Origin of the sequence: Limnohabitans sp. MMS-10A-178, from assembly GCF_003063375.1 — a bacterium.
Lineage (GTDB): Bacteria > Pseudomonadota > Gammaproteobacteria > Burkholderiales > Burkholderiaceae_C > Limnohabitans_A.
Window position 1 is genome coordinate 298,145 of the sequence record NZ_NERY01000002.1, and the last position, 22,543, is coordinate 320,687.

The 22,543-nt window shown below is 50.0% G+C and carries 18 protein-coding genes and 1 tRNA gene; 9 read left to right on the forward strand and 10 right to left on the reverse strand.

Annotation, left to right across the window (positions count from 1 at the left end):
* The first annotated feature begins 16 nt into the window (after window positions 1-16).
* The 5 genes from lptF (at window position 17) to B9Z32_RS10340 (ending at window position 4,836) form a co-directional block, all read left to right on the forward strand.
* Complete coding sequence (gene lptF / locus B9Z32_RS10320; RefSeq protein ID WP_108421341.1) at window positions 17-1,129, forward strand: LPS export ABC transporter permease LptF; 1,113 nt, start codon at window positions 17-19, stop codon at window positions 1,127-1,129.
* On the forward strand, window positions 1,126-2,232 hold the full coding sequence (gene lptG / locus B9Z32_RS10325) for an LPS export ABC transporter permease LptG (RefSeq protein WP_108421342.1): 1,107 nt from the start codon (window positions 1,126-1,128) through the stop codon (window positions 2,230-2,232). Before lptF ends, lptG begins: the two co-directional genes overlap by 4 nt.
* Window positions 2,233-2,245: 13 nt before the next feature.
* Window positions 2,246-2,626, forward strand: a complete 381-nt coding sequence (locus tag B9Z32_RS10330; protein ID WP_108421598.1) for a sirohydrochlorin chelatase — start codon at window positions 2,246-2,248, stop codon at window positions 2,624-2,626.
* Window positions 2,627-2,720: 94 nt separating this feature from the next.
* Window positions 2,721-3,662, forward strand: a complete 942-nt coding sequence (locus tag B9Z32_RS10335) for a CysB family HTH-type transcriptional regulator (protein ID WP_108421343.1) — start codon at window positions 2,721-2,723, stop codon at window positions 3,660-3,662.
* A 13-nt stretch (window positions 3,663-3,675) separates the two neighbouring features.
* Window positions 3,676-4,836, forward strand: a complete 1,161-nt coding sequence (locus tag B9Z32_RS10340) for a pyridoxal phosphate-dependent aminotransferase (RefSeq protein ID WP_233248242.1) — start codon at window positions 3,676-3,678, stop codon at window positions 4,834-4,836.
* Here B9Z32_RS10340 and def read toward each other — a convergent pair.
* Genes def through smc form a run of 4 tightly spaced genes read right to left on the reverse strand, consistent with a single transcriptional unit; the run spans window position 4,833 to window position 12,133 of the window.
* Window positions 4,833-5,372 (reverse strand): peptide deformylase, encoded by a 540-nt coding sequence (gene def / locus B9Z32_RS10345; RefSeq protein WP_108421345.1) that lies wholly within the window; start codon window positions 5,370-5,372, stop codon window positions 4,833-4,835. The two genes, B9Z32_RS10340 and def, sit on opposite strands and share 4 nt — an antisense overlap.
* Entirely contained in the window at window positions 5,359-7,485 is a 2,127-nt protein-coding gene (gene ligA / locus B9Z32_RS10350; RefSeq protein WP_108421346.1) for an NAD-dependent DNA ligase LigA, read from the reverse strand. Before ligA ends, def begins: the two co-directional genes overlap by 14 nt.
* A gap of 19 nt (window positions 7,486-7,504) precedes the next feature.
* A complete protein-coding gene (locus tag B9Z32_RS10355) occupies window positions 7,505-8,554 on the reverse strand; it encodes a cell division protein ZipA C-terminal FtsZ-binding domain-containing protein (RefSeq protein ID WP_108421347.1) in 1,050 nt (349 codons plus the stop codon).
* 51 nt (window positions 8,555-8,605) lie between these two features.
* A complete protein-coding gene (gene smc, locus B9Z32_RS10360; RefSeq protein ID WP_108421348.1) occupies window positions 8,606-12,133 on the reverse strand; it encodes a chromosome segregation protein SMC in 3,528 nt (1,175 codons plus the stop codon).
* Between the two features lie 135 nt (window positions 12,134-12,268).
* On the opposite strand from smc, the gene dapC reads away from it, so the two are divergent.
* Genes dapC through B9Z32_RS10380 form a run of 4 tightly spaced genes read left to right on the forward strand, consistent with a single transcriptional unit; the run spans window position 12,269 to window position 17,615 of the window.
* Window positions 12,269-13,480 (forward strand): succinyldiaminopimelate transaminase, encoded by a 1,212-nt coding sequence (gene dapC, locus B9Z32_RS10365; protein ID WP_108421349.1) that lies wholly within the window; start codon window positions 12,269-12,271, stop codon window positions 13,478-13,480.
* The gene (dapE, locus tag B9Z32_RS10370; protein WP_108421350.1) at window positions 13,477-14,649 is read left to right on the forward strand and encodes a succinyl-diaminopimelate desuccinylase; all 1,173 of its coding nucleotides are present in this window, start codon (window positions 13,477-13,479) and stop codon (window positions 14,647-14,649) included. Before dapC ends, dapE begins: the two co-directional genes overlap by 4 nt.
* A 12-nt stretch (window positions 14,650-14,661) precedes the next feature.
* On the forward strand, window positions 14,662-15,588 hold the full coding sequence (gene prmB / locus B9Z32_RS10375) for a 50S ribosomal protein L3 N(5)-glutamine methyltransferase (RefSeq protein WP_108421351.1): 927 nt from the start codon (window positions 14,662-14,664) through the stop codon (window positions 15,586-15,588).
* Window positions 15,585-17,615, forward strand: a complete 2,031-nt coding sequence (locus tag B9Z32_RS10380; protein WP_108421352.1) for an ABC-F family ATP-binding cassette domain-containing protein — start codon at window positions 15,585-15,587, stop codon at window positions 17,613-17,615. Before prmB ends, B9Z32_RS10380 begins: the two co-directional genes overlap by 4 nt.
* A 96-nt stretch (window positions 17,616-17,711) precedes the next feature.
* Here the strand turns inward: B9Z32_RS10380 and B9Z32_RS10385 are convergent.
* From B9Z32_RS10385 to tolB, 6 genes are all read right to left on the reverse strand, one after another.
* A tRNA-Lys gene (locus tag B9Z32_RS10385) sits at window positions 17,712-17,787 on the reverse strand.
* A gap of 26 nt (window positions 17,788-17,813) precedes the next feature.
* Window positions 17,814-18,602, reverse strand: a complete 789-nt coding sequence (locus tag B9Z32_RS10390; RefSeq protein WP_108421353.1) for a ThiF family adenylyltransferase — start codon at window positions 18,600-18,602, stop codon at window positions 17,814-17,816.
* Between the two features lie 68 nt (window positions 18,603-18,670).
* Entirely contained in the window at window positions 18,671-19,774 is a 1,104-nt protein-coding gene (locus B9Z32_RS10395) for a YeeE/YedE family protein (RefSeq protein WP_108421354.1), read from the reverse strand.
* 6 nt (window positions 19,775-19,780) lie between these two features.
* Window positions 19,781-20,350, reverse strand: a complete 570-nt coding sequence (gene ybgF, locus B9Z32_RS10400) for a tol-pal system protein YbgF (protein WP_233248244.1) — start codon at window positions 20,348-20,350, stop codon at window positions 19,781-19,783.
* A 286-nt stretch (window positions 20,351-20,636) separates the two neighbouring features.
* Complete coding sequence (pal, locus tag B9Z32_RS10405) at window positions 20,637-21,185, reverse strand: peptidoglycan-associated lipoprotein Pal (protein ID WP_108421356.1); 549 nt, start codon at window positions 21,183-21,185, stop codon at window positions 20,637-20,639.
* Between the two features lie 21 nt (window positions 21,186-21,206).
* Window positions 21,207-22,508 carry a Tol-Pal system beta propeller repeat protein TolB gene (gene tolB / locus B9Z32_RS10410; RefSeq protein WP_108421357.1) on the reverse strand — a complete coding sequence of 434 codons (1,302 nt, stop codon included), beginning with the start codon at window positions 22,506-22,508 and terminating at the stop codon, window positions 21,207-21,209.
* Window positions 22,509-22,543 lie beyond the last annotated feature (35 nt).

A 22,543-nucleotide genomic window follows, 5' to 3' on the forward strand; every position in this document is an offset into this window, starting at 1 on the left:
GTTTTCTAACGCGACAATGTTATTCCATTCTTCCATACAAAAAGAATTGGCCCGAAGTTTTGGTGCCACCGTTGTGGTTTTGGCCACAATTGTGATGACCATCATTTTGATCCGAACTTTGGGCCAAGCCAGCAAGGGGTCAGTCAATCCCTCAGAAGTGATGCTGGTGATGGGTTTGACCGTCATCGGTCACCTCACCACCATTCTGGCACTGAGCTTGTTCATTGCAGTGGTCTCGACATTATCTCGGATGTATGCAGACAGTGAGATGGTCATTTGGTTTTCAAGCGGCAAAGGCCTCACTTCTTTTGCCAAGCCACTTCTCAAGTTTGCCAGCCCCATCTTTCTGTCCATCGCTTTGCTGGCCTTTTTTGTATGGCCATGGAGCAACAAGCAAATTCAAGAACTCAAAAATCGGTACGAACAGCGAAATGACATTGAACGCGTTGCACCTGGACAGTTTCAAGAATCGTCTGGCGGCAAGCGGGTTTTTTTCATTGACAAAGACAGCCCCAACAATCAAACAGGTCGCAATGTCTTTGTGTCCAGTGTAGATGGCGCTATAGAGTCGGTGACCACTGCGCAGCAAGGCCAAATTGAAATTCAAAAAGGTGAACGTTTTTTAAGTTTGAAGTCTGGGCAGCAAATGTTGCTCAACCACCAAACCGGCGAAGTTCGAGTGACTGGTTTCCAAGACTATCAATTGTTAATTGACCCAACTTCAAAAATAGCCGCGTATGACGTTCACATTCGCACTGTGAGTACGCTAGGCCTAATTAAAGACCCCACAGCAATTCATCTGGGTGAGTTGTCGTGGCGAGTGGGCTTACCCATTGCAGCATTCAATCTACTCATCTTGGGTCTGGCAGTTGCCAGTGTGAACCCCCGAATTGGCAAAAGTTACCACCTAGCGGTTGCCTTGTTTTGTTTCATCTCTTACTACAACATGGTCAATGTTGGACAAAACTGGATTGGCACAGGTAAAACCGAATTTACGACTTTGATGATCGGCTTGCATGGCGGCGCGTTTTGCTTAGCCATGGCATGGCTGCTTTTAAGACATTTCAATTTGTCTTGGCGCCATCTTTGGTATTTGCCCTTTCGTCGAATTGCAAAGGTTTCAACATGAAAACCATTCGTCGGCTCATTCACGGTGAAATCATTCGAGCTGTGAGCTTTGTAGTTCTTGGATTTTTAGCACTGTTTGTTTTTTTTGACTTGGTTGACCAGCTTCAAAACTTGAGTCGCAACACATATCAGGGCTATCAAATTCAGCATGCATTGATGTATGTGGCACTGCTGATGCCAAGCCATTTTTACGAATTGCTACCCATCTCCGTGCTCATTGGCTCTATTTTTGTGATGGCACGCTTTGCACAAAACTCTGAATTCACCATCTTGCGAACGGGTGGCTTAGGACCTTGGCGTGCTCTTCAAACTCTCTTTCAATTGGGCTTGGTTTTCGTATTTGTCACATTCATTTTTGGTGACTACATCTCACCTTGGACGGACAAACAAGCGCAATTGTTGAAAGCCCATTACCAAGGTCAAATTACTGTTGGACAGACGGGTGCTTGGTTGCGAGAAAAACAAGCCGACTCAAGATTTGCTGTCAATGTCAGATCTTTAAGCAGCGAAGGTCAACCGGAGAACGTTCGCATCCATGAGTTTGACAATGAAGGGCGACTCAAAGCCATGACCTCGGCACCCAAAGCGCAAATCATGGTGGATGGGACTTGGCTTTTACAAACAGTTGATCGCAGAATTTTTATCGAGGATAAAAATAAAGGGTCGCGGATTGACACCTTGAATTTGCCGCAATGGTCTTGGCAAACGGAAATCACTTCAGAAATGATCTCTGCGGCCTTGTTGAGGCCTGATCGCATGAAGACTATCGACTTGTTTCAATACATGCGCCACTTGGCTGACAATGGTCAGAATGCACAACGTTATGAAATTCAATTCTGGCGCAAAGTTTTCTATCCTTTGAGTTGCCTGGTCATGTTGTCCTTGGCATTGCCTTTTGCATACCTCCATTTTCGTTCTGGCAACATTGCAGGCTATGTCTTTGGTGGCGTGATGGCGGGTATCAGTTTTTACCTACTGAACAACGTTTTTGGTTACATGGGTAACCTGCAAAACTGGCAACCTTGGCTCACGGCTGCTGCCCCCGCCCTGATTTACAGCTTGATCTCACTGGCTACTTTTGGGTGGCTTGTTTTGCGTCAATAAGGAAAAGCAATTCATGGCCACTAGTGCTAACCAACAAGCCGTCATTTTGTTTGCGCATGGCTCCCGTGACCCGCTTTGGCGGCGTCCTATTGAGGCTGTGGCACATCGAATGAAACAACTCTCGCCCCAAACAGAAGTAGCTTGCGCTTATCTGGAGTTATCCGACCCCAATTTGCCTTCCACCGTTTCACAATTGGTCTCTCATGGAATTGGCAACATTCGCATTGTTCCCATGTTTCTGGGGGTGGGTAAACATGCGAGGGAAGATTTGCCCCAACTGGTTCAAGACCTGAAGGGTCTGTATCCCCATGTGTCTTTTGAGTTAAGGCAGGCCGTTGGCGAAGAGCCTGAACTCATCCAATCTATGGCGGCTATTGCTTTGCGAGTGAACTGACGCCGACCATCTGACATGGGTTAGAAACTGATCCATCGCCACCCTCTTTAGATCTGTAAGGCATAATAAACCCAAACTTACAGGGCTTATTGATATGAACCTTCATCAATTTAGATTTGTACAAGAAGCGGCGCGTCGGAATTTGAATCTGACGGAAGCGGCCAAAGCACTGCACACTTCACAACCAGGAGTGTCCAAAGCCATCATTGAGCTGGAACAAGAACTGGGCATTGATATCTTCGCACGACACGGCAAGCGACTCAAACGAATCACAGAGCCCGGTCAACACGTTCTGAAAAGCATTGAAGTCATCATGCGGGAAATTGGAAATCTCAAAAAAATTGGGGACCAATACAGTGAACAAAACAACGGCACTTTGTCGATCGCTACCACCCATACTCAAGCAAGGTACGTGTTGCCACTGCCAGTTGCCAAATTGCGCGAACTGTATCCGCAGGTCAACATCAGCTTGCATCAGGGATCGCCCGATCAAGTGGCCAAAATGCTTTTAGACGATACAGCTGAGATTGGCATGGCTACAGAATCATTGGCCAATTATGAAGACCTGGTCACACTGCCATGTTATGAATGGCAGCACATGTTGGTACTTCCGAAAGACCATCCTTTGGTTCACAAAAAACACCTTCATTTAGAAGACATTGCCAAAGAACCTTTAATCACTTACCACCCATCCTTCACGGGCCGGACAAAAATTGACATCGCGTTTGCAAGTAAAAATTTGCACCCTCGAATTGCACTTGAGGCCATTGATTCTGATGTGATCAAAACCTATGTTCGGTTGGGCTTGGGCGTTGGCATTGTGGCCGAAATGGCCATGAAAGATGACCCTGTGGGCGATTTGATTGCGCGCCCTTTGGGTGATTTATTGGGAAAGAACGTAGCAAGAGTTGCTTTCAAACGAGGAGCCTATCTCAGAAACTTTGTCTATCAATTTGCTGAATTGTTGAGCGACAGATTAACTGCAGCTTTGGTGGCCAAAGCAATGACGGGTCATGTCAATGATTATGAAATTTGAAGATAGCCCCTCCATGACGCCACAGCTTATTTCCAAACACCCCAACATGGGGACCACCATTTTCACCGTCATGTCTGGATTGGCTGCCGAAGCAGGCGCTGTCAATCTTGGGCAAGGTTTCCCAGATTTTGAATGCGACCCAGCCTTGGTGAACGCGGTAACCCAGGCCATGCAAGACGGGCTGAACCAATACCCGCTCATGCCTGGCGCCATGCCTTTGCGCGAAGCTGTTTCAAAAAAAATTGAGTCACTGTATGGATATCACTACGATGCTCAAACCGAAATCACCATCACAGCCGGCGCCACCCAAGCTTTGATCACTATCATGCTGGCCGTGGTTCATCCGGGTGATGAAGTGATTGTGTTGGAGCCTTGCTACGATTGCTATGTGCCCAATGTAGAAATGGCGGGTGGTGTGGTGGTACGCGTGCCATTGACGCCCGGCACGTTCAAGCCAGATTTTGACAAAATTCAAGCCGCTATTTCTTCAAAGACTCGCGCCATTTTGATCAACTCTCCACACAACCCGAGTGGCATGGTTTGGCGCCATGAGGACATGTTGAAGTTGCAAGAAATTTTGACCCCCACCAACATCTTGCTCATCAGCGATGAAGTGTATGAGCACATGGTCTATGAACCTCTTCAGCATCACAGTGCAAGCTCCTACCCAGGACTGGCACAACGCGCGTTTGTGGTTTCAAGTTTTGGCAAAAGTTACCATGTGACGGGCTGGAAAGTTGGCACCGTTGCTGCGCCCGCTTCCATGACCACTGAATTTCGCAAAGTCCACCAGTTCAATGTGTTTACAGTGAACACGCCAGTTCAGTTTGGTTTGGCGCGCTACATGTCAGATCCAAAGCCATATTTGGATTTACCCAAGTTTTATCAACGCAAACGAGACTTCTTTAGGCAAGGCCTGTCAGCCACCAAATTCAAGCTATTGCCGGGCGAAGGAACCTACTTCCAATGCGCCGACATCTCTAGCCTCTCGGTACCTGAGAAGGACTTGGGCGAAGCTGAATTTTGCAAATGGTTAACCCGTGAAATTGGCGTGGCAGCCATACCCATGTCGGCGTTTTATGGCGACGCATTTGACCAAAATGTCATTCGGTTTTGTTTTGCCAAGAAAGACAGTACGCTTCAAGCGGCCATCGAAAGACTGGCCAAACTTTAATCGTCTGCTTCGGGCGCCAGATTGGGAAACAAAACAGAATTGAATCCAAACTTGGTGAAATCACGAACACGCTGTGGGTACAAAATACCGATCAAGTGATCGCACTCATGCTGTACAACTTTGGCATGGAAGCCACTTGCCGTTCTTTCAATGCGCTGCCCCTGCTCATCAAAACCCGTGTATTGGATGTGCTGCCATCGAGGTACAACAGCCCGCAAACCCGGCACAGAGAGGCACCCTTCCCAATCATGCTGAAGCTCTTCCCCAATAGGGGTGATAACCGGGTTGATTAAGATGGTGAAAGGAATAGGCGCCGCATCGGGGTAGCGAGAAATGACCTGGCCCGTACCAAAAATAACCAATTGAATATCCCAGCCAATTTGTGGTGCAGCCAGCCCAGCACCACTGGCTGCAATCATGGTCTCTTTCATGTCGGCTATACCTTGAATCAATTCTGGCGTGTTGAATGCCGTGACCGGCTTCGCCTGACGCAACAGACGTTCATCGCCCATCTTCAATATTTCACGGACTGTCATTTGAATCTCCCTTTAACAATGCCAAAAGGCCAGGCTCATCCAAAACTGGAACCCCTAAAGCCATGGCTTTCTCTAGCTTGCTTCCCGCTTCAGAACCCGCAACCACATAGCTTGTTTTTTGGCTAACTGAGCCAGCGACTTTGGCACCCGCAGCTTCCAACATGGCTTTGGCCTCATCGCGTCCTAAGTTTGGCAATGTGCCAGTTAGCACAATGGTTTTTCCTGCCAAAGGCAAAGACGCTCTTTCTGCAGGCGGCCCTTCAGGCCACCTAACACCGCAAGCCCTGAGCTGAGCCACAATTTCTTGGTGGTGCGCCTGAGCAAAAAAGGTCAAGACGCTTTGCGCCACAATGGGCCCCACATCGGCAACTTGCAACAGCTCCTCCAGCGAAGCATTCATCAAAGCATCTAGCGTTCCAAAGTGCCGCGCAAATTCTTTGGCAGTAGCTTCACCCACGTGTCGGATGCCAAGACCATAAATAAATCTTGGCAAGCTCGTTTCCTTGGAGGCTTCCAAGGCTTTCAAAATATTGAGCGCAGATTTTTCCGCCATGCGGTCGAGTTGAACCAAAGCAGTTAAACCTAATTTGTACAAATCAGGCAAAGTGCGAATCACGCCTGCATCGACCAATTGATCAATCAGTTTCTCACCCAAGCCATCGACTTCAACGGCTCTTCTTTGGGCGAAATGCAAGAAGGCTTGCTTGCGTTGAGCCCCACAAAATAAACCACCCGTACACCGGTAATCGGCCTCGTCCTCATCTCTCACAGCAGGGCTTGCGCACACAGGACAGATATGGGGCATGGTGAAAATTTCAGTGCCCAATTGGCGCTTCTCAATGATCACCCCAACCACCTCCGGAATCACATCGCCAGCACGTCGCACAATGACGGTATCCCCAATGCGAACATCTTTGCGGCGCGCCTCGTCTTCGTTGTGAAGGGTGGCATTGGTCACCGTGACGCCGCCCACAAAAACAGGCGCCAATTTAGCTACGGGTGTTAACTTGCCTGTCCGGCCCACTTGCACATCAATGTCCAGCACAGTGGTTAGTTCTTCCTGTGCGGGATATTTGTGGGCCACCGCCCAACGCGGCTCTCGGGTGACAAATCCCAGCTTTTCTTGCAGCGCCAGTTCATTGACTTTGTAGACAACGCCATCAATGTCGTAGGGCAAAGCATCACGTTGCTGAGCAATTTCTTGGTGAAACGCAACGAGGCCAGATGCACCCAAGACACACTTGGTTTGAATGGCCACGGGAAAGCCCCAAGCTTTGAGGGTTTGCAAAAAGGCATAGTGATTCTGAAACGGCGGATGACCTACAGGCCAACCCGCCACCTCGCCTAAACCATAAGCAAAAAAACTCAAGGGCCGCTGAGCCGCAATATTGGAATCGAGCTGCCTGACAGCGCCCGCTGCAGCATTGCGAGGATTGACAAAGGTTTTCTCACCCTTAATGCCATCAGCAATCTTTTGGAGCTGCCTTTGATTGAGCGTGTCGAAGTCGTCGCGTCGCATATAGACTTCGCCGCGAACTTCCAGCACGACAGGAACATCTGATGGCAGTAGCAATGGAATTTGACCAATGGTTCGGATGTTGTGAGTCACATCTTCGCCCTGCTCACCGTCACCCCTTGTAGCCGCTTGAACCAAAACACCCTTTTCGTAGCGCAAGCTCATGGCCAGGCCATCAAACTTGAGTTCAGCCACATAGCTGACCTGGGGCGCATCTTCTGTCAGACCCAATTCTTTTCTAACTCGCGCATCAAAAGCAATTGCACCAGAGGCGCCAGTGTCGGTTTCAGTTCGAATGCTCAACATCGGAACTTGATGTCGTACCGAGGTGAATTCAGGTAACACTGCGCCGCCAACCCTTTGAGTGGGAGAATCAGCCGTGGCCAAGGTGGGATGCTGATGCTCTATTTCTTGGAGTTGTCGAAACAGTCGATCGTATTCTGCGTCTGGAACTTCTGGCGCATCCAATGTGTAATAGGCATACGCGTATCGATGCAATATTTGGCGAAGCTCAGAAGCTTTTTGACTGGCAAGTTCGAAAGCGTTAAGCGCTTTCGGCTTGTCTTCTGGCGAATCTGAAAACAAATCTAAGTTCACTGTGACAAGCTAAACTCAATTACGAAAATAAACGACGTGCTTGAGGCGATCCGGCTGACAATTCGCGCTGGTCTAGTGCATCATAGAGTTGTTCTAAATCGAGGGCGATGGCGTTCAAGTCGGACTCGCTCAAGGCATGACCCGCACCATCGGTAATCACGCCATCCATTTCCTTGCCCAAGATGCGGGCAGCTTCACGCAAGCGCGCAAACGCTTGCTCTTCGCGGGGCACCTGAGGTACATCTAGACTTAATGTGAATTCACGAATGGCTGACAAAGCAGGGTCATCGGCCATCGCCGCTTGCGTGTCAAACGAAAGAGACAAGATGGGCGGCAATCCTTGCACTGCCGCAGCCAAAACCATTCGACCCGGAATAACCCCAGCAACAAATCCCAACCGAGCTGCATGTTGTTGAATATACCCAGGACTCCAGGCTGCTGAAGTGGCACAAACGGTAAAACTCAATTGCGCATCATGAGCGCTGGCAAATTGATCGAGCTCTCGAGCGCGAGCAACTTCTTCCAACATCTCTGGAAACTCTGGCGCCCCCCCCACAGAATCGGCAAAGGCTTGGGCTTTGATCACGAATTCTGAGTACTCAATTTCATTCAAAGGGCCAACACGATTGGCCAACTGAACGCCGGCTTGAAATGCGTGATACCGACGACCTGCAACAGGCATTTCCCATTCACCCGTTGTGTCATTCAGGCCTTCCACTGCAAAAGGCTTGGTGCCAACACGGCGTGTAGCCGGCAAAGCAGCCAAAGCTGCATCGCCAGAAACCTGAGCATCCACCTCAATGGCGGCAATGACGTCAATGAGTGCGTCAAGTGGCGGTTTCTTTTCAGGTGTAGGAAGAATGTCGATAGCATCTTCCAAAAAGGAAGGATCTTGGGGGCCTTTGCGTTCTGCGAGTGAAGCATCTAGCCCTTGGTCAAGACCAGCACCCGACAAATCAGGTGCAGCTTGTCGTGGTGAATTTTGGCGTGCAGTCCAAATGTTGTACAAAACAACGCCCACCAAAGTCAAACCACCTACGATTAACAGACTGTTTTGCAATGAGTTCATGGTTGAGATGAAAACGGGGTGTTTAAGGAGTGTTTAAAAAAATCAGTTCAATCAGGTCAACTCGGCCATAGACACTGCGGCCTCCATGTCAACCGCCACAATGCGAGAGACACCCTGCTCTTGCATCGTCACACCGATCAATTGTTCGGCCATTTCCATGGCGATCTTGTTGTGACTGATGAACAAAAATTGGGTTTCCTTGCCCATGCTCTTGACCAACTTGGCATAACGCTCGGTGTTGCTGTCATCAAGGGGGGCATCCACCTCATCCAACAAACAGAATGGTGCGGGGTTGAGCTGGAAAATGGCAAAAACCAAGGCAATGGCAGTCAGTGCTTTTTCGCCACCCGACAAAAGGTGAATGGTTTGGTTCTTTTTGCCTGGCGGCTGGGCCATAACCTGAACTCCAGAATCCAGAATTTCATCACCCGTCATGACCAAGCGTGCGTTGCCACCGCCAAACAATTCGGGGAACATGCGGCCGAAATGCTCGTTCACAATTTTGAATGTTCCACCTAAAAGATCTCTGGTTTCTGCATCAATTTTCTTGATTGCGTCTTCCAGTGTGGTCATGGCTTCGGTCAAGTCAGCAGTTTGAGAATCTAGGAAAATTTTGCGCTCACGCGCAACAGTAAGTTCATCCAAAGCCGCCAAATTAACCGCACCTAGGGCAGCAATCTCCCGATTGAGTCGATCAATTTCAGATTGCAGGCCTGTTAGTCGCACATTGCCATCTTCAATGGACTTAGCCAGCAACTCTAGATCGGCCTCTGCGTCTACCAACAGCTGCGTGTATTGCTCAAGGCCCAAGCGCGAAGCTTGCTCTTTGAGTTGCAGCTCCGTAATTTTTTGACGCAGAGGGTCAAGCTCACGCTCAAAACTCATACGGCGTTCATCACTGGCGCGCAAACGTGAAGTCAGATCATCGTATTCGCTGCGCTTGACGCCCAATACCTTTTCACGCTCGAGTTTGATGGCCAGTGCATTTTGCAAACCCGCTTGGGCCGCAGCATCGGTAAGGCGCGACAACTCTTCTCGAGCACGTTCTTGCTCTTGTGCAATGCTTTGAATTTGCTGGCTGGCAGTTTCAAGTCCACGCTGCAATTCTGATCGTCTGGCGTCAAGACTGCGCTGGGAAAAAGTAGCTTCTTGCACCAATCGCTCTAAGCTGCGTTGTTGTTCACGACACTCAGACAATTTTCGCTCAGACTCTATCACACGCTCATCCAATTGAGCATGCCTTTCTTGGCTGTCCGCCAATTGCATATCGAGTTCTTCAAAGCGACCTTCAGCCGTCATTCGACGCTCTTGCAAATCTTCCAAGCTCAGGTCAACTTCAGACATGTCACTGGCAATTTGCTCGGTGCGTGCGCGAGTTTGTTCAGCCCATTGTGAGAGGCGAAGAGTTTCTACTTGAAGCTCATGCGCTTTGGATTGAGTCTCTGATGCTTCTTGGCGCACAGAGACCAATCGCTGTGCCGCATCGGAATAAGCGGCTTCTGCGCGCACTGAAGCCGTTCGAGTCTCTTCCGCAATGAGGGTTTGGGCACGCAACTGTTTTTCAAAGTTTTCGATGTCTTGGGCACGAGCCAACAAGCCTGCTTGTTCTGAATCGGGCGCGTAGAAACTGACGCTGTGCTTTCCGATGGCGTGCCCTGCTTGAACCACCAAACACTCGGAGCCCTGAAGTTGGTCACGCCAAGCCATGGCATCGTCTAGCGACGGCGCCGTAAAGTACCCCTGCAACCAATCTGTCAATAAGGCCGAGAGGCCCGCATCAGAAAGTCTGAGCAAGTCAGAAAGTGGACGACACGCTGCTGGCAAGCCTTTGCGGGCAGTCGATTGACTTGCATTAGGGGGGGAATAAAACGAAAGTTTGGCGGGAGGCGAGTCAAGCGCAAAAGACTTCACCATGTCTAAGCGAGAGACTTCAAGAGAGGACAAGCGCTCCCGAAGTGCCGACTCCATGGCATTTTCCCAGCCGGGCTCCATGTGAATCTTGCTCCACAAACCCTGAAGCCCTTCTAATCCATGCTTGGTAAGCCAAGGCTTGAGCTTGCCATCGGTTTTCACTTTTTCTTGGAGGGATTTAAGCGCTTCAATTTTGGCAGTGAGGTCAGCCAACTTGGCAGATTCATCGTTCACTGCCTGTTGTTGGTCGCGGCGCTCTTGATCAAGCAAGGGGGTCTGCAACTCCAACTCTTCTAGTCGAGCATGGCTCTCTTTGGCCAAGGCGTCTGCTTGAGCCAGTTGCTCTTTCAATTGGGCGAGTTTTAGCTCATCGGGAGCATCCAAGGCATTTCGATCAGCCACCAGGCGTTCGCGCCTGAGAGTGAGTTGGCGTGTTTGGTCTTCAATGTTGCGTTGATCGGCTGCTAGAACTTGAATTTGCTGCTGAACTTGCACCACGCTACTGCGTTGTTCATTGGCTTTGGCTTGCGCTTGACGCAAAGCTTCTTCCAATTCTGGCAATGCTTGCGCTTGATCTTCTACCTGGGCCGCCAGCGTGATAGTCTGATCTTCAGCTTGCAATGCTTGTTCTGCCAAGGACTCAAGTTCGGCTTGTGCTTGAACTTGTCGGTCTGACCAGTCGGCAGTTTGCGCTTGCAATTGGGTCAAACGCTGCTCGGCACGCTGACGTCCTTCCACCACGAAGCGAATTTCCGCCTCAAGTCGGCCAACTTCGGCACTGGCTTCGTACAAAAGACCTTGTGCTTGATTGACCTGATCGCCAGCCGTGTAATGCGCTTGACGAACTGTCTCGAGCTCTGCTTCTACGTGGCGAAGATCAGCAATTCGAGCTTCTAAATCGAGCATCGCTTTGTCAACATCGGCTTTGATTTTGACCTGGTCGGACTCAGCATCAGCACGCTTAAAAAACCAAAGCTGTTGCTGCTTCAACGTACTGTCTGCTTTTAAATCGTTGAAGCGCTGAGCCACTTCAGCCTGCTTTTCCAATTTATCTAAGTTGGCGTTGAGTTCACGCAGAATGTCTTCAACCCGCGTTAAATTTTCTCGCGTGTCAGAGAGCCGGTTTTCTGTTTCGCGTCGACGCTCTTTGTATTTGGAAACACCAGCAGCCTCTTCGAGAAACAGACGCAACTCTTCGGGCCTTGATTCAATGATTCGACTGATGGTGCCCTGACCAATGATGGCGTATGCGCGCGGACCAAGTCCTGTGCCTAAGAAAACGTCTTGAACATCCCGTCGGCGAACGGGCTGGTTGTTGATGAAATAACTGCTATTGCCATCGCGCGTTAAAACACGCTTGACTGCAATTTCTGCAAACTGGCCCCATTGACCGCCAGCGCGATGGTCAGAATTGTCAAATACCAATTCAACGCTGGCTCGGCTTGCCGCTTTTCGGGTGTTGGTGCCATTGAAGATCACGTCTTGCATGGACTCGCCCCGTAATTCCGAGGCTTTTGACTCGCCTAAAACCCAGCGACAGGCATCCATGATGTTGGATTTACCACAACCGTTAGGTCCGACGACACCGACCAATTGCCCAGGCAACACAAAATTGGTGGGTTCTGCAAAGGATTTGAATCCAGATAATTTGATGGAATTGAGGCGCACAGCAATCAGAAATAGGGTCGAGGGGCACACCTTGTGCCCAAAGATGCCATGTTAACCGACCCGATGAGCCCATCAGGCCAGAAATCACTTGAAATTGAGAGCAAAATTGACATCACAATCCCGGATAATTGGGGGATGAACCCCCTACTGGCCACCCTCCAACCCTACCCTTTCGAGCGCCTGCGTCAATTGTTTGCTGGTGTAACACCTCCAACTGACCGCGCCCACATCAGCCTAGGCATTGGCGAACCCAAACACGCCACCCCTGAATTCATCAAAAGAGCGCTAGAAAAGTCTCTCGATACAGCACTGTCTGGATATCCAGCCACAGCGGGCGAATTGCGCATGAGGGAGGCCTGCGCTGAGTGGCTCAAGCGCCGTTATCGAATTGAAATTGCAGCCGCTACGCAAATTTTGCCGGTCAATGGATCGAGGGAAGCCCTGTTTTCCCTCGCCCAAGCCGTCCTAGACCCAAGCCAAGCTGGCGCTCGCGTGGTCAGCCCCAATCCTTTTTATCAAATTTATGAAGGCGCCGCCCTTTTGGGAGGGGCTGAGCCTTACTACGTAGCCAATGCCCCAGAAAACGACTTTACGGCCGACTGGAAAGCCGTACCTGATGATATTTGGCAAAAAACACAGCTTGTGTTTGTCTGCTCACCGGGCAACCCCACCGGAAAAATCATGCCCCTGACAGAGTGGCAAACACTGTTTGAACTGAGCGAAAAATACGGCTTTGTGATTGCTTCCGACGAGTGCTACAGCGAAATTTATTTCAGAGATGAGCCGCCTCTCGGTGGGCTAGAAGCCGCTTCTCTTTTAGGTTACAAAGATTTCAAACGCTTGATTGCATTTACCAGTTTGTCAAAGCGCAGCAACGTGCCTGGCTTGCGAAGCGGTTTTGTGGCCGGCGATGCCGCCATCATCAAAGACTTTTTGCTGTACCGCACCTACCATGGTTGCGCCATGAGTGGCGTGGTTCAAGCTGCCAGCATTGCAGCTTGGAACGATGAAGCCCATGTCATTGAAAACCGCAATTTGTACCGCACTAAATTTGCACAAGTCACGCCCGTTCTGAGCGAAGTGATGGATGTCAAATTGCCAGATGCCAGCTTTTATTTGTGGGCGGGTGTTCCAGCCGCATGGCATAACAGCGATACCGATTTTGCGCGCGAACTGTATGCCAAGGAGCACGTCACTGTATTGCCAGGTAGCTTTATCGGACGAACCATGAACGGGGCCAATCCCGGACAAGGCCGCGTTCGAATGGCCTTGGTAGCCGAGACCTCCGAGTGCTTGGAAGCTGCACAGCGCATTGCTCGCTTCATTCGTTCGGGAAGGTCATCATGAGCGCCACACTCAGGCTGGCAGAGCAACTGATCTCAAGGCCCTCGGTCACTCCCGAGGATGGCGGCTGTACGGCATTGATCAATGCTCAGCTTGAACCTCTGGGGTTTCAGTGTGAAGTAATTGATTTAGGACCCGACAACTTTCGGGTTCGCAATCTTTGGGCCAAAAAATCGGGCACTTCGGGTCAAACATTGGCTTTTGCAGGTCACGTTGACGTTGTGCCCACGGGCCCACTACAGCAATGGACCAGCGACCCCTTTACACCCACTCACCGCGATGGCAAATTGTTTGGACGCGGCGCAAGTGACATGAAAACCTCGCTGGCTGCCATGGTGGTCGCCACCCAAGAGTTTTATCAAGAATGTCCCAACCCTGCTCTGGGCATTGCCTTTTTGCTCACCAGCGATGAGGAAGGTCCCGCGCTGGATGGCACCGTGCGCATTTGCAAAATTCTTCACGAACGCGGGGATATGCCCGACTACTGCATCGTTGGCGAACCCACTTCCGTCAAACAAACTGGCGACATGATCAAAAATGGCCGCCGAGGCTCGCTCAGTGGCAAGTTGCTTGTGAAAGGCATACAAGGTCATATCGCCTACCCACAATTGGCCGATAACCCGGTTCACCGTGCAGCTCCCGCGTTGGCCGAATTGGCCAGCATGGTGTGGGATGAAGGCAATGAATTTTTCCCTCCTACAAGTTGGCAAATTAGCAATGTCCATGCTGGAACGGGCGCTACCAACGTCATTCCAGGCGAAATGACTATTGACTTCAACTTCCGTTTTTGCACCGAGTCGACAGAAGCCACTTTGAAAAAGAGGCTCACAGATGTTTTGCTCAAGCACCATTTGAAATTTGAAATCGATTGGACACTGGGTGGACTGCCCTTTCTCACAACACCAGGCACCTTGGTGAAAGCGGTGCAAGATGCCATCCATACTGTGACGGGTCTTCAAACAGAACTGTCTACCACGGGAGGTACCAGCGATGGCCGGTTCATTGCCCAAACTTGTCCTCAAGTGATCGAATTGGGCCCGCCCAATGCCACCATTCACAAAATTGATGAGCATGTCGCTCTGGCCGATATCGAGCCATTGAAGAACATCTACAAATCAGTCTTGCTGAATTTGAACCAAGCCTGCGCACTGGACAAGGGTCACGCGCCTTAAGGCTTCTTCGCAATGGATTTGAAACAACTCATACAAACCAGCGCTGACCAACTGGAACAAGCGCAAATTGCCTTCGGCCAAGGCACATTGACTGCCATAGACGAAGCTACATGGCTTGTTTTGTGGCAACTTCAACTGCCATTAGACCTTGACCTCACCGAAGATCTTCAGCAGCTCCAAGCACAGGTTTTGGCCTGGCAGCCTAAGCTAGATGTTGTCAACCTTTCATTGGCAAACGTTCAAGCATGCCAAGCGCTCATTGCAAAGCGCATTCAAACTCGCAAACCTGCAGCCTACCTCACCCAAGAAGCCTGGCTCCAAGGGATTTCATTTTATGTCGATGAACGAAGCATTGTGCCGCGCAGTTTCATCGCCGAGCTCATTGCCGATGGTGCATTTGATGGCTGGCTTTCTGAAAGTTCGCATTCATTTTTAGACCTCTGCACTGGCAATGGCAGCCTGGCTATTTTGTGCGCCATGGCCTACCCAGACATTCAGGTCACGGCAGCAGACATCTCAAAAGATGCATTGGATGTTGCCAAAATCAATGTCGAAAAACATCAACTTACCGATCGCATTCAGCTGGTTGAAAGTGATGGCCTGAAAAACCTAAGCCAGAAGTTTGATTGCATCATTTGCAATCCGCCCTATGTGTGTGAGGCCAGCATGCAAAAGCTGCCAGAAGAATTTCTGGCAGAGCCTTCCCTGGCTTTGGCGGGTGGATCAGATGGCATGGATTTCATTCAAGAAATGCTCATTGATCTGCCAGTTCACATGAACGATCAAGCTATCTTGGTTCTGGAAATTGGCAACGAACGAGAACACTTTGAAGCCGCTTTTCCCCGACTTGAAGCGGTCTGGTTAGACACCAGTGCTGGCGAAGATCAAGTCTTATTGCTTACCAAAGAAGCACTTCTTAAGTTTAAAACCCTTTCATGATTCAACTCAAAAATGTCACCTTGCGCCGAAGCGCCAAAGTGTTGCTCGATGCTGCTTCCGTCACTTTGAATCCTGGTGAAAAAGTAGGCTTGGTGGGCCGCAATGGCGCTGGCAAATCGACCCTCTTCGCTCTATTCAATGGCACGCTGCATGAAGACAGCGGCGACTTCTCCATGCCAAAGCAATGGCGCTTAGCCCAAGTGTCACAAAACATGCCGGAGACAGAAGAAAGTGCCACAGACTTTGTGCTCGGTGGTGATACTCGATTGGCAGAATTGAGGGCCATACTTCACGCTGCCGAGCTGGCAGAAGATGGCATGGCAATGGCTCATGCACACGTCGACTTGGCCGATGCTGGCGAGCACGACGCGGTACCTCGTGCTCAATCTCTCATTTTAGGTCTTGGGTTCAAAACAGCCGAGTTAGATCAGCCAGTCAACAGCTTCTCAGGTGGCTGGCGCATGCGTCTGCAGTTGGCTCGCGCTCTCATGTGCCCATCCGATTTGTTAATTCTGGATGAACCCACCAACCACTTGGACTTAGACGCTTTGGTTTGGCTTGAAGCTTGGCTAAAGCGCTATGTAGGCACCATGATTGTGATCAGTCACGATCGAGAATTTCTGGACGCAGTCACAGATGTCACTTTGCACATTGAGCACGCCAAGCTCAATCGATATGGTGGCAACTACAGTTCGTTTGAAACCCTAAGAGCACAACAACTTGAATTGCAACAGGCCTCTTTCTCTAAGCAACAAGACAAGATTGCTCATTTGCAAAAATTCATCGACCGCTTCAAAGCCAAAGCCAGTAAAGCCAAACAAGCTCAGAGCCGTGTGAAAGCGCTAGAGCGCATGGAAAAAATTGCACCCGTGCTTGCCGATGCAGACTTCACCTTCGAATTCAAAGAGCCCGTCAATTTACCCAACCCGATGCTGGCCATCAGCGAAGCCAATCTGGGCTATAAAGTAGATGGCGAAGAAAAAATCATTGTGCGGCAAGTTAACAAGTCGGTATTGGCTGGCCAGCGCATTGGTATTTTGGGTGCCAATGGACAAGGTAAATCGACCTTGGTCAAAACCATTGCAAGAAGTATCAAAGCATTGTCGGGTGAACTCACAGAAGGCAAAGGCTTGAACATTGGTTACTTTGCACAGCAAGAACTTGACGTTCTTCATCCGGCAGACAACCCGCTAGAGCACATGATTCGATTGGTCAAAGAACTCGGGCCCACGCCAGGCCAGTCTGGCCGCGAACAAGATTTCCGAAATTTTTTAGGCACCTTCAACTTCACCGGCGACATGGTCAAGCAAAGTGTCGGCTCCATGAGCGGTGGCGAAAAAGCCAGGCTGGTCTTGGCCATGATTGTTTGGCAACGGCCCAACTTGTTGTTGCTTGACGAACCTACCAACCACTTGGATTTAGCCACGCGTGAAGCTCTCTCAATGGCGCTCAATGAGTTCGAAGGCACCGTCATGCTGGTGAGCCACGATCGAGCGCTTTTGCGCGCAGTATGCGACGAATTTTGGCTGGTGGGACGGGGTGAGATTAAACCCTTCGATGGCGACCTGGATGATTACCAACGCTACTTGCTTGAAGAATCAAAACGACTTCGGGAAGAGGCCAAGGCCAGCGACTCACAAAAAGATTCACAGATTCAGACAATTTTTCCAAGCAGCCCTGCAATCGAAGTGCTTGCAAAACCTTTGGCACCCGTCAATAACACCAGCAAGCAAGTCAATCGAACACCCGAACAAAAAAAAGAAGATGCTTTGCAACGCCAACAAAAGTCGGCATTGAAAAAACCTTTGAAAAAATCGATAGAGCAAGCTGATCAAAAAATGGCTCAACTAGAAGCACAAAAGCTGAGCCTTGAGAACAAACTAGCCTCGCCTCTGTCGCCAACCGAAATTGCAGAAACAGGAAAACAACTCAAATCAGTGAATGTGGCATTGGAAGAATTGGAAGCTCAATGGCTGTCCTGGTCGGAGGCACTTGAAAAGCTAGACCTAGAGACAGGATCGGCTTGAACTGTCTGCTTGCTGAGTTTGATGCTGAGTTTAATTAGCCCAAGAAAAAACCCTACATCGGCTGGCGATGCAGGGTTTTGAAAGGGTTTGAGTATTTGGTGGGTCGGGCGAGATTCGAACTCGCGACCAACGGATTAAAAGTCCGCTGCTCTACCGACTGAGCTACCGACCCATCTACTCAAGCCTTAAATTATAGCGTCATTTTTTTGGCTTTGCCAAGCCAGTTGCAAGAAAATTTACCACCATTGAGGCAGCTACCAAGCCAAAAGTAGCGGTCACGGTCACGACCGAACCGTACCCATGGCAATTGAGTGAGCCGTCGCCTTGCACATCCCCAAGTACATCACCTTCTATCATGCAGGAAGCATCGGGAGGCGCCACATTCTCACGACTGAACACACAATGCACACCCATCTTTTTGCCATCTTTGGGGGCGCCCTTTTCTTTTCTGAGCCTGTAGCGCAGCTGCGCTAACAAGGGATCATGGGTCACTTGCGAAAGGTCAGCTTGCTCCACACGGTGTGCTTCTCTTTTGCCGCCGGCTGCGCCCAAGCTCACAAAAAAAACATTCTGACGAATGGCCCAGTCTGCCATGGCAACTTTGGCTCTCACTTGATCACAAGCATCAATCACTGCGCTGACTTTCGCAAAATGCGGCGGAACGCAGTTGGCGTCAGTCACAAGTTGCAACCAATTTTCAGGCGTGACAAAGTTGTCCACCAAATGCACATGACAATCAGGATTGATCTGAGCGATTCGGTCCTTCATGGCGAGCACCTTGGCTTGACCCAGCGTGCTCTCTAAGGCATGAATTTGACGGTTGATATTGGATTCAGCAATGTGATCCAAGTCGATCAAAGTGATTTCACCAACGCCGCATCTGGCCAAAGCTTCTGCAGTCCACGAGCCAACCCCTCCAATGCCTGCAATCACGACATGCGCACTGGCAATTTGAGTTGCCCCTTTGACACCATACAGTCTGGCCATCCCACCAAACCGTCGACTCGATAAGGATGCTTGATTCACAAATTTCGATCGAGAAATTGGCGGCTTAATCAAGCTTGCCGCATGTCGTATTGCAAAGCAGCGTAGGCGCCCGCAATAATGGCCAAAGTGGCTATGAAGCTGGCAATGCTGAGCGTCGAAAACCCACTCAAGCCTTGACCAATCGAACAGCCCATGGCCAGCACTGCGCCCAGGCCCATGAGGCTTGCACCCACCAAATGTCTGCGCATGTCTGCCACATTGGTAAACCCTTCAAGCCTCAGTGTGCCTTGTTGCCAAGCACTGAGCCAAGCACCTGCGCAAACACCCATGACACTGACAAGTCCAATGGTCCATCGCTTGGTGCCATCACTGAAGTAAGCCAAGGCATCAATGGCTTGCGCAACTGGGCTGGTGAAACTGAGTGCTTCCATTTTTCGGCTAGATGTAGCCAGAAAAAACTCTTCTAATGTTTCAGGGTGCTCCATGCCGTGACCCAGCACGCCAGAGATGAACCAAACGGCACAAATCACAAGTCCGACCCCAATACCCGTTGACAGGTGATGGAGAGTTAAGAAGCTTTTGTCTTTCACAACCCAGAAAAGCAAAATGAAAGACACCAAACACGCAGCCCACAAACTACCCGTTTGCAAGCTCATGTTGAAGTAACGGCTGAACCACTCTCCCAAGAAAAGGCCTTGGGGTAATTGAATTTTGAAGACATCAATGTATTGAACTCTCGCAACGGCCAATACACCTTTCATGGCCGAAAGCGCTACAAGGCCCATGACAAGCAAAACAAACAAGGATTTCAAATTGCCTGCGCCCAGCCTCACCAGAGACTTGGAGCCACAGCCTGAAGCCCACACCATGCCCCAGCCAAATAGCAAGCCCCCGAGCAAAGTAGAGAGCCATAACAAATCTTTGGTGGCGTACATCGATTGGAGCGGATTGATCAGGCCCGCATAGGTCATGCAAGCAAAACCCAAGACAGCAACTGCCAAAGCCAGGGCCCATTGACGCAAGCGGTCAAAATTTTCCATCACCACCATGTCACTGACGGCACCCATGGTGCAGAAGTGTGAGCGATGCAACAGAACACCCAGAAAAAGTGATACCAAAGCAGTCGCGGCCAGAACCGTCCACTGCAACTGTGCCAGTTGAAGCTCGTTCATATCGGTTTACTTGAAACGAGTCAGGCGCTGTTTGGCAGTTTGAGCGGCTTCACTGGCTGGATGAAGCTTCACCAGGTCTTCCATGGCTTTTTTGGCCGCCTTCAAATCTTTCAGTTCTACCCAGTTGTTGGAGATAGCCAGCATGGCTTCTGGCGCGCGCGCGTGCTGAGGCGCTATGCTGAGAAGCTTGCGGAAATTGGCAATGGACTCTTTGTAGTCTTTGGTGGCGTATTGCGCATTGCCCAACCAAAACAATGCAGATGGTGCAAAGCCACTTGAAGGGTACTTAAGCAAGAAAGCCGACAAGCTATTTTGAGCGGCAGCAAAGTCGCCTGTTCGGAAAACAGTCAATGCCCCATCAAATTGATTTTTCTCTGCAGGATCTGCCTGAAACTCTAGACCATCTAGAGTAACTTTGATGGGTTCAAACTTGCTCAGTCGAGAATCTACAGTTTGCAAGACGTCTTTCTGCTTGACTTGGACTTCCGACAGATCTTTTAAAAACTGCTCAAATGAACCGCGCATCACTGCTTGATCGCTTTTCAAACTGTCAATTTGATTTTGAAGTTCAAGCAAAGAGCGCCTTAGGATGGCATTGTCATCAGATTGCGATTTGACTGACTGCTGAGTCGTCTCCAGCCTCTGCTGAGTAGCGTCGAGCTTCTGCTGAGTAGCATCCAGCTTTTTCTGGGTAGCCTCTAACCTTTGCCTCAAATCTAAAATTGCTCTGCGCGCCTCATCATCTCCAAACAAGGCAGCGTTGGTTACAAAGCTCAAACTTGACAGTGCAAGGACCAACGTCAATTTGAATATGGACTGACTGGCGAATGAGCTCATGGTGCAAACCGATTAGTAATTAAGATTAGTATTTAATTTCAACACGTCTGTTTTTTGCAAAAGAAGCTTCGTCAGCGCCCTGAGCTGCAGGTTTTTCTTTGCCAAAGCTCACAGCCTCAAGCTGAGAGTCACTGACGCCCAACAACGTTAAAGCACGTCGGACGGTCTCAGCACGTTTTTGGCCCAGAGCCAAGTTGTACTCGCGACCTCCGCGTTCATCGGTATGGCCTTCGAGTTGAACTTTGAATTGCTTATTGGCCTGTAGATGAGCGGCATTGCGCTCCAGGACAGCACGAGCTTCAGGCAACAAAGTGAAGCTGTCGTAATCAAAGTAAACCACATTGACGCCAGCAGGTGCTACACCTTGTGATCCAGCCTTTCCACCCACAACCGTTGCCACACTGCTTTGGGCTGCGGTAGGGACAGGTGAAGGAGCTGCATTGGTATCTGCAGCAGGAGAAGAGGCAGCAGAAGCATTTTTGTCCTCGACTGGAATATCGTTTAGCTTCACACCAGAAGAACAGGCGGTGAGAAAGGCAGCTGTCGCCAGAATCCAAAGACTACGTTTGATCATGAAAACTCCAAATTCAATAAATTATCGGTAAGGGCCCCAAGCAGGCTCACGAATGTCGCCACCTTGACCGGCCAATCTGGCTTTGATTTTGCCGTCCAATGTACTTGTCATGAGTGCCTCTCGGCCTTGCAGCACCGTGGCATAAACGATCAACTTGCTATTGGGTGCAAAGCTAGGGCGCTCATCGGCTGAAGTTTCAGTGATGGCGTTTGCCTGGCCGGTGCTCAAATTCAAGACTTGAACTTTGAACTGCCCCCCAACGCGTGAGATGTACGTTAACCACCGCCCATCTGGGCTAAGTGCAGGTGAGATATTGTAACTTCCGGTGAATGTGACTCTTTCTGCTCCTGTACCGTTAACATTCATTCGGTAAATTTGTGGACTGCCACCCCGGTCAGAGACAAAATAGATTTTAGAACCATCCTTCGAATAGCTGGGTTCCGTGTCGATACCTGGGTTTTGAGTTAAGCGCTTGGCCTCACCTGAAGCTACATCAATTTGGTACAACTGTGAACCACCATCGCGGCTCAATGTGGCCAACAGCGAGTTGCTGTCGGGCGCCCAAGCTGGCGCACTGTTTGAACCTCTGAAATTGGCCATCACTTTGCGCTTGCCAGTTGCCAACTCGTGCACATAAATTACTGGTTTTCGGGATTCAAAGGAAACGTAGGCCAGTTGAGTTCCATTGGGTGACCAAGAAGGCGAAATGATGGGCTCAGCACTGGTGAGTGCCATTTGTGCGTTCTCACCATCGGAGTCAGCAATCCAAAGGGTGTATTTGTTGGATGTTTTGGTGATGTAGGCAATGCGAGTGGCAAAGACGCCCTTCTCGCCCGTGAGCCTTTCATAAACCCAATCGGCTAAGCGGTGTGCCGACAAACGCAGATCTGCCGCAGCCACAGTTTCTCGGTAATCTCCTCGCGCTTGCCCCGACACCACGTCCCACAACCTAGCGCGAATTTCATAACGGCCGTCAGCCAAGCGGGTTGAACTTCCAGCCACCAAGGCATCGGCACTTCTTTGGCGCAACATGGCGTGGTCTGGGCGAGAAAGTTCGTCCATGGACAAGCCCAAATTGGGCACCACTCTAAACTGCCCACTTCGCTCTAAATCGGCAGACAAGATGACTGATGTTTTTTGCGGTGCAGACTCTTCGCCCTTGAAAGAAGCTATGGCGATGGGCACTTGCGTCAAACCAACGCCTGAAACTTCCACTTTGAACTGAGCCCAAGCCAAGTTGGAAATCAAGGAAAGACAGAGCAAGGAGGCGCTCAAATACCACTTCGCAGGGAAGAAAAAGGTCAAAAATGAGATGTGCTTCATATGAAATATTGGTCTGTACACCGCTAATTTAGCAT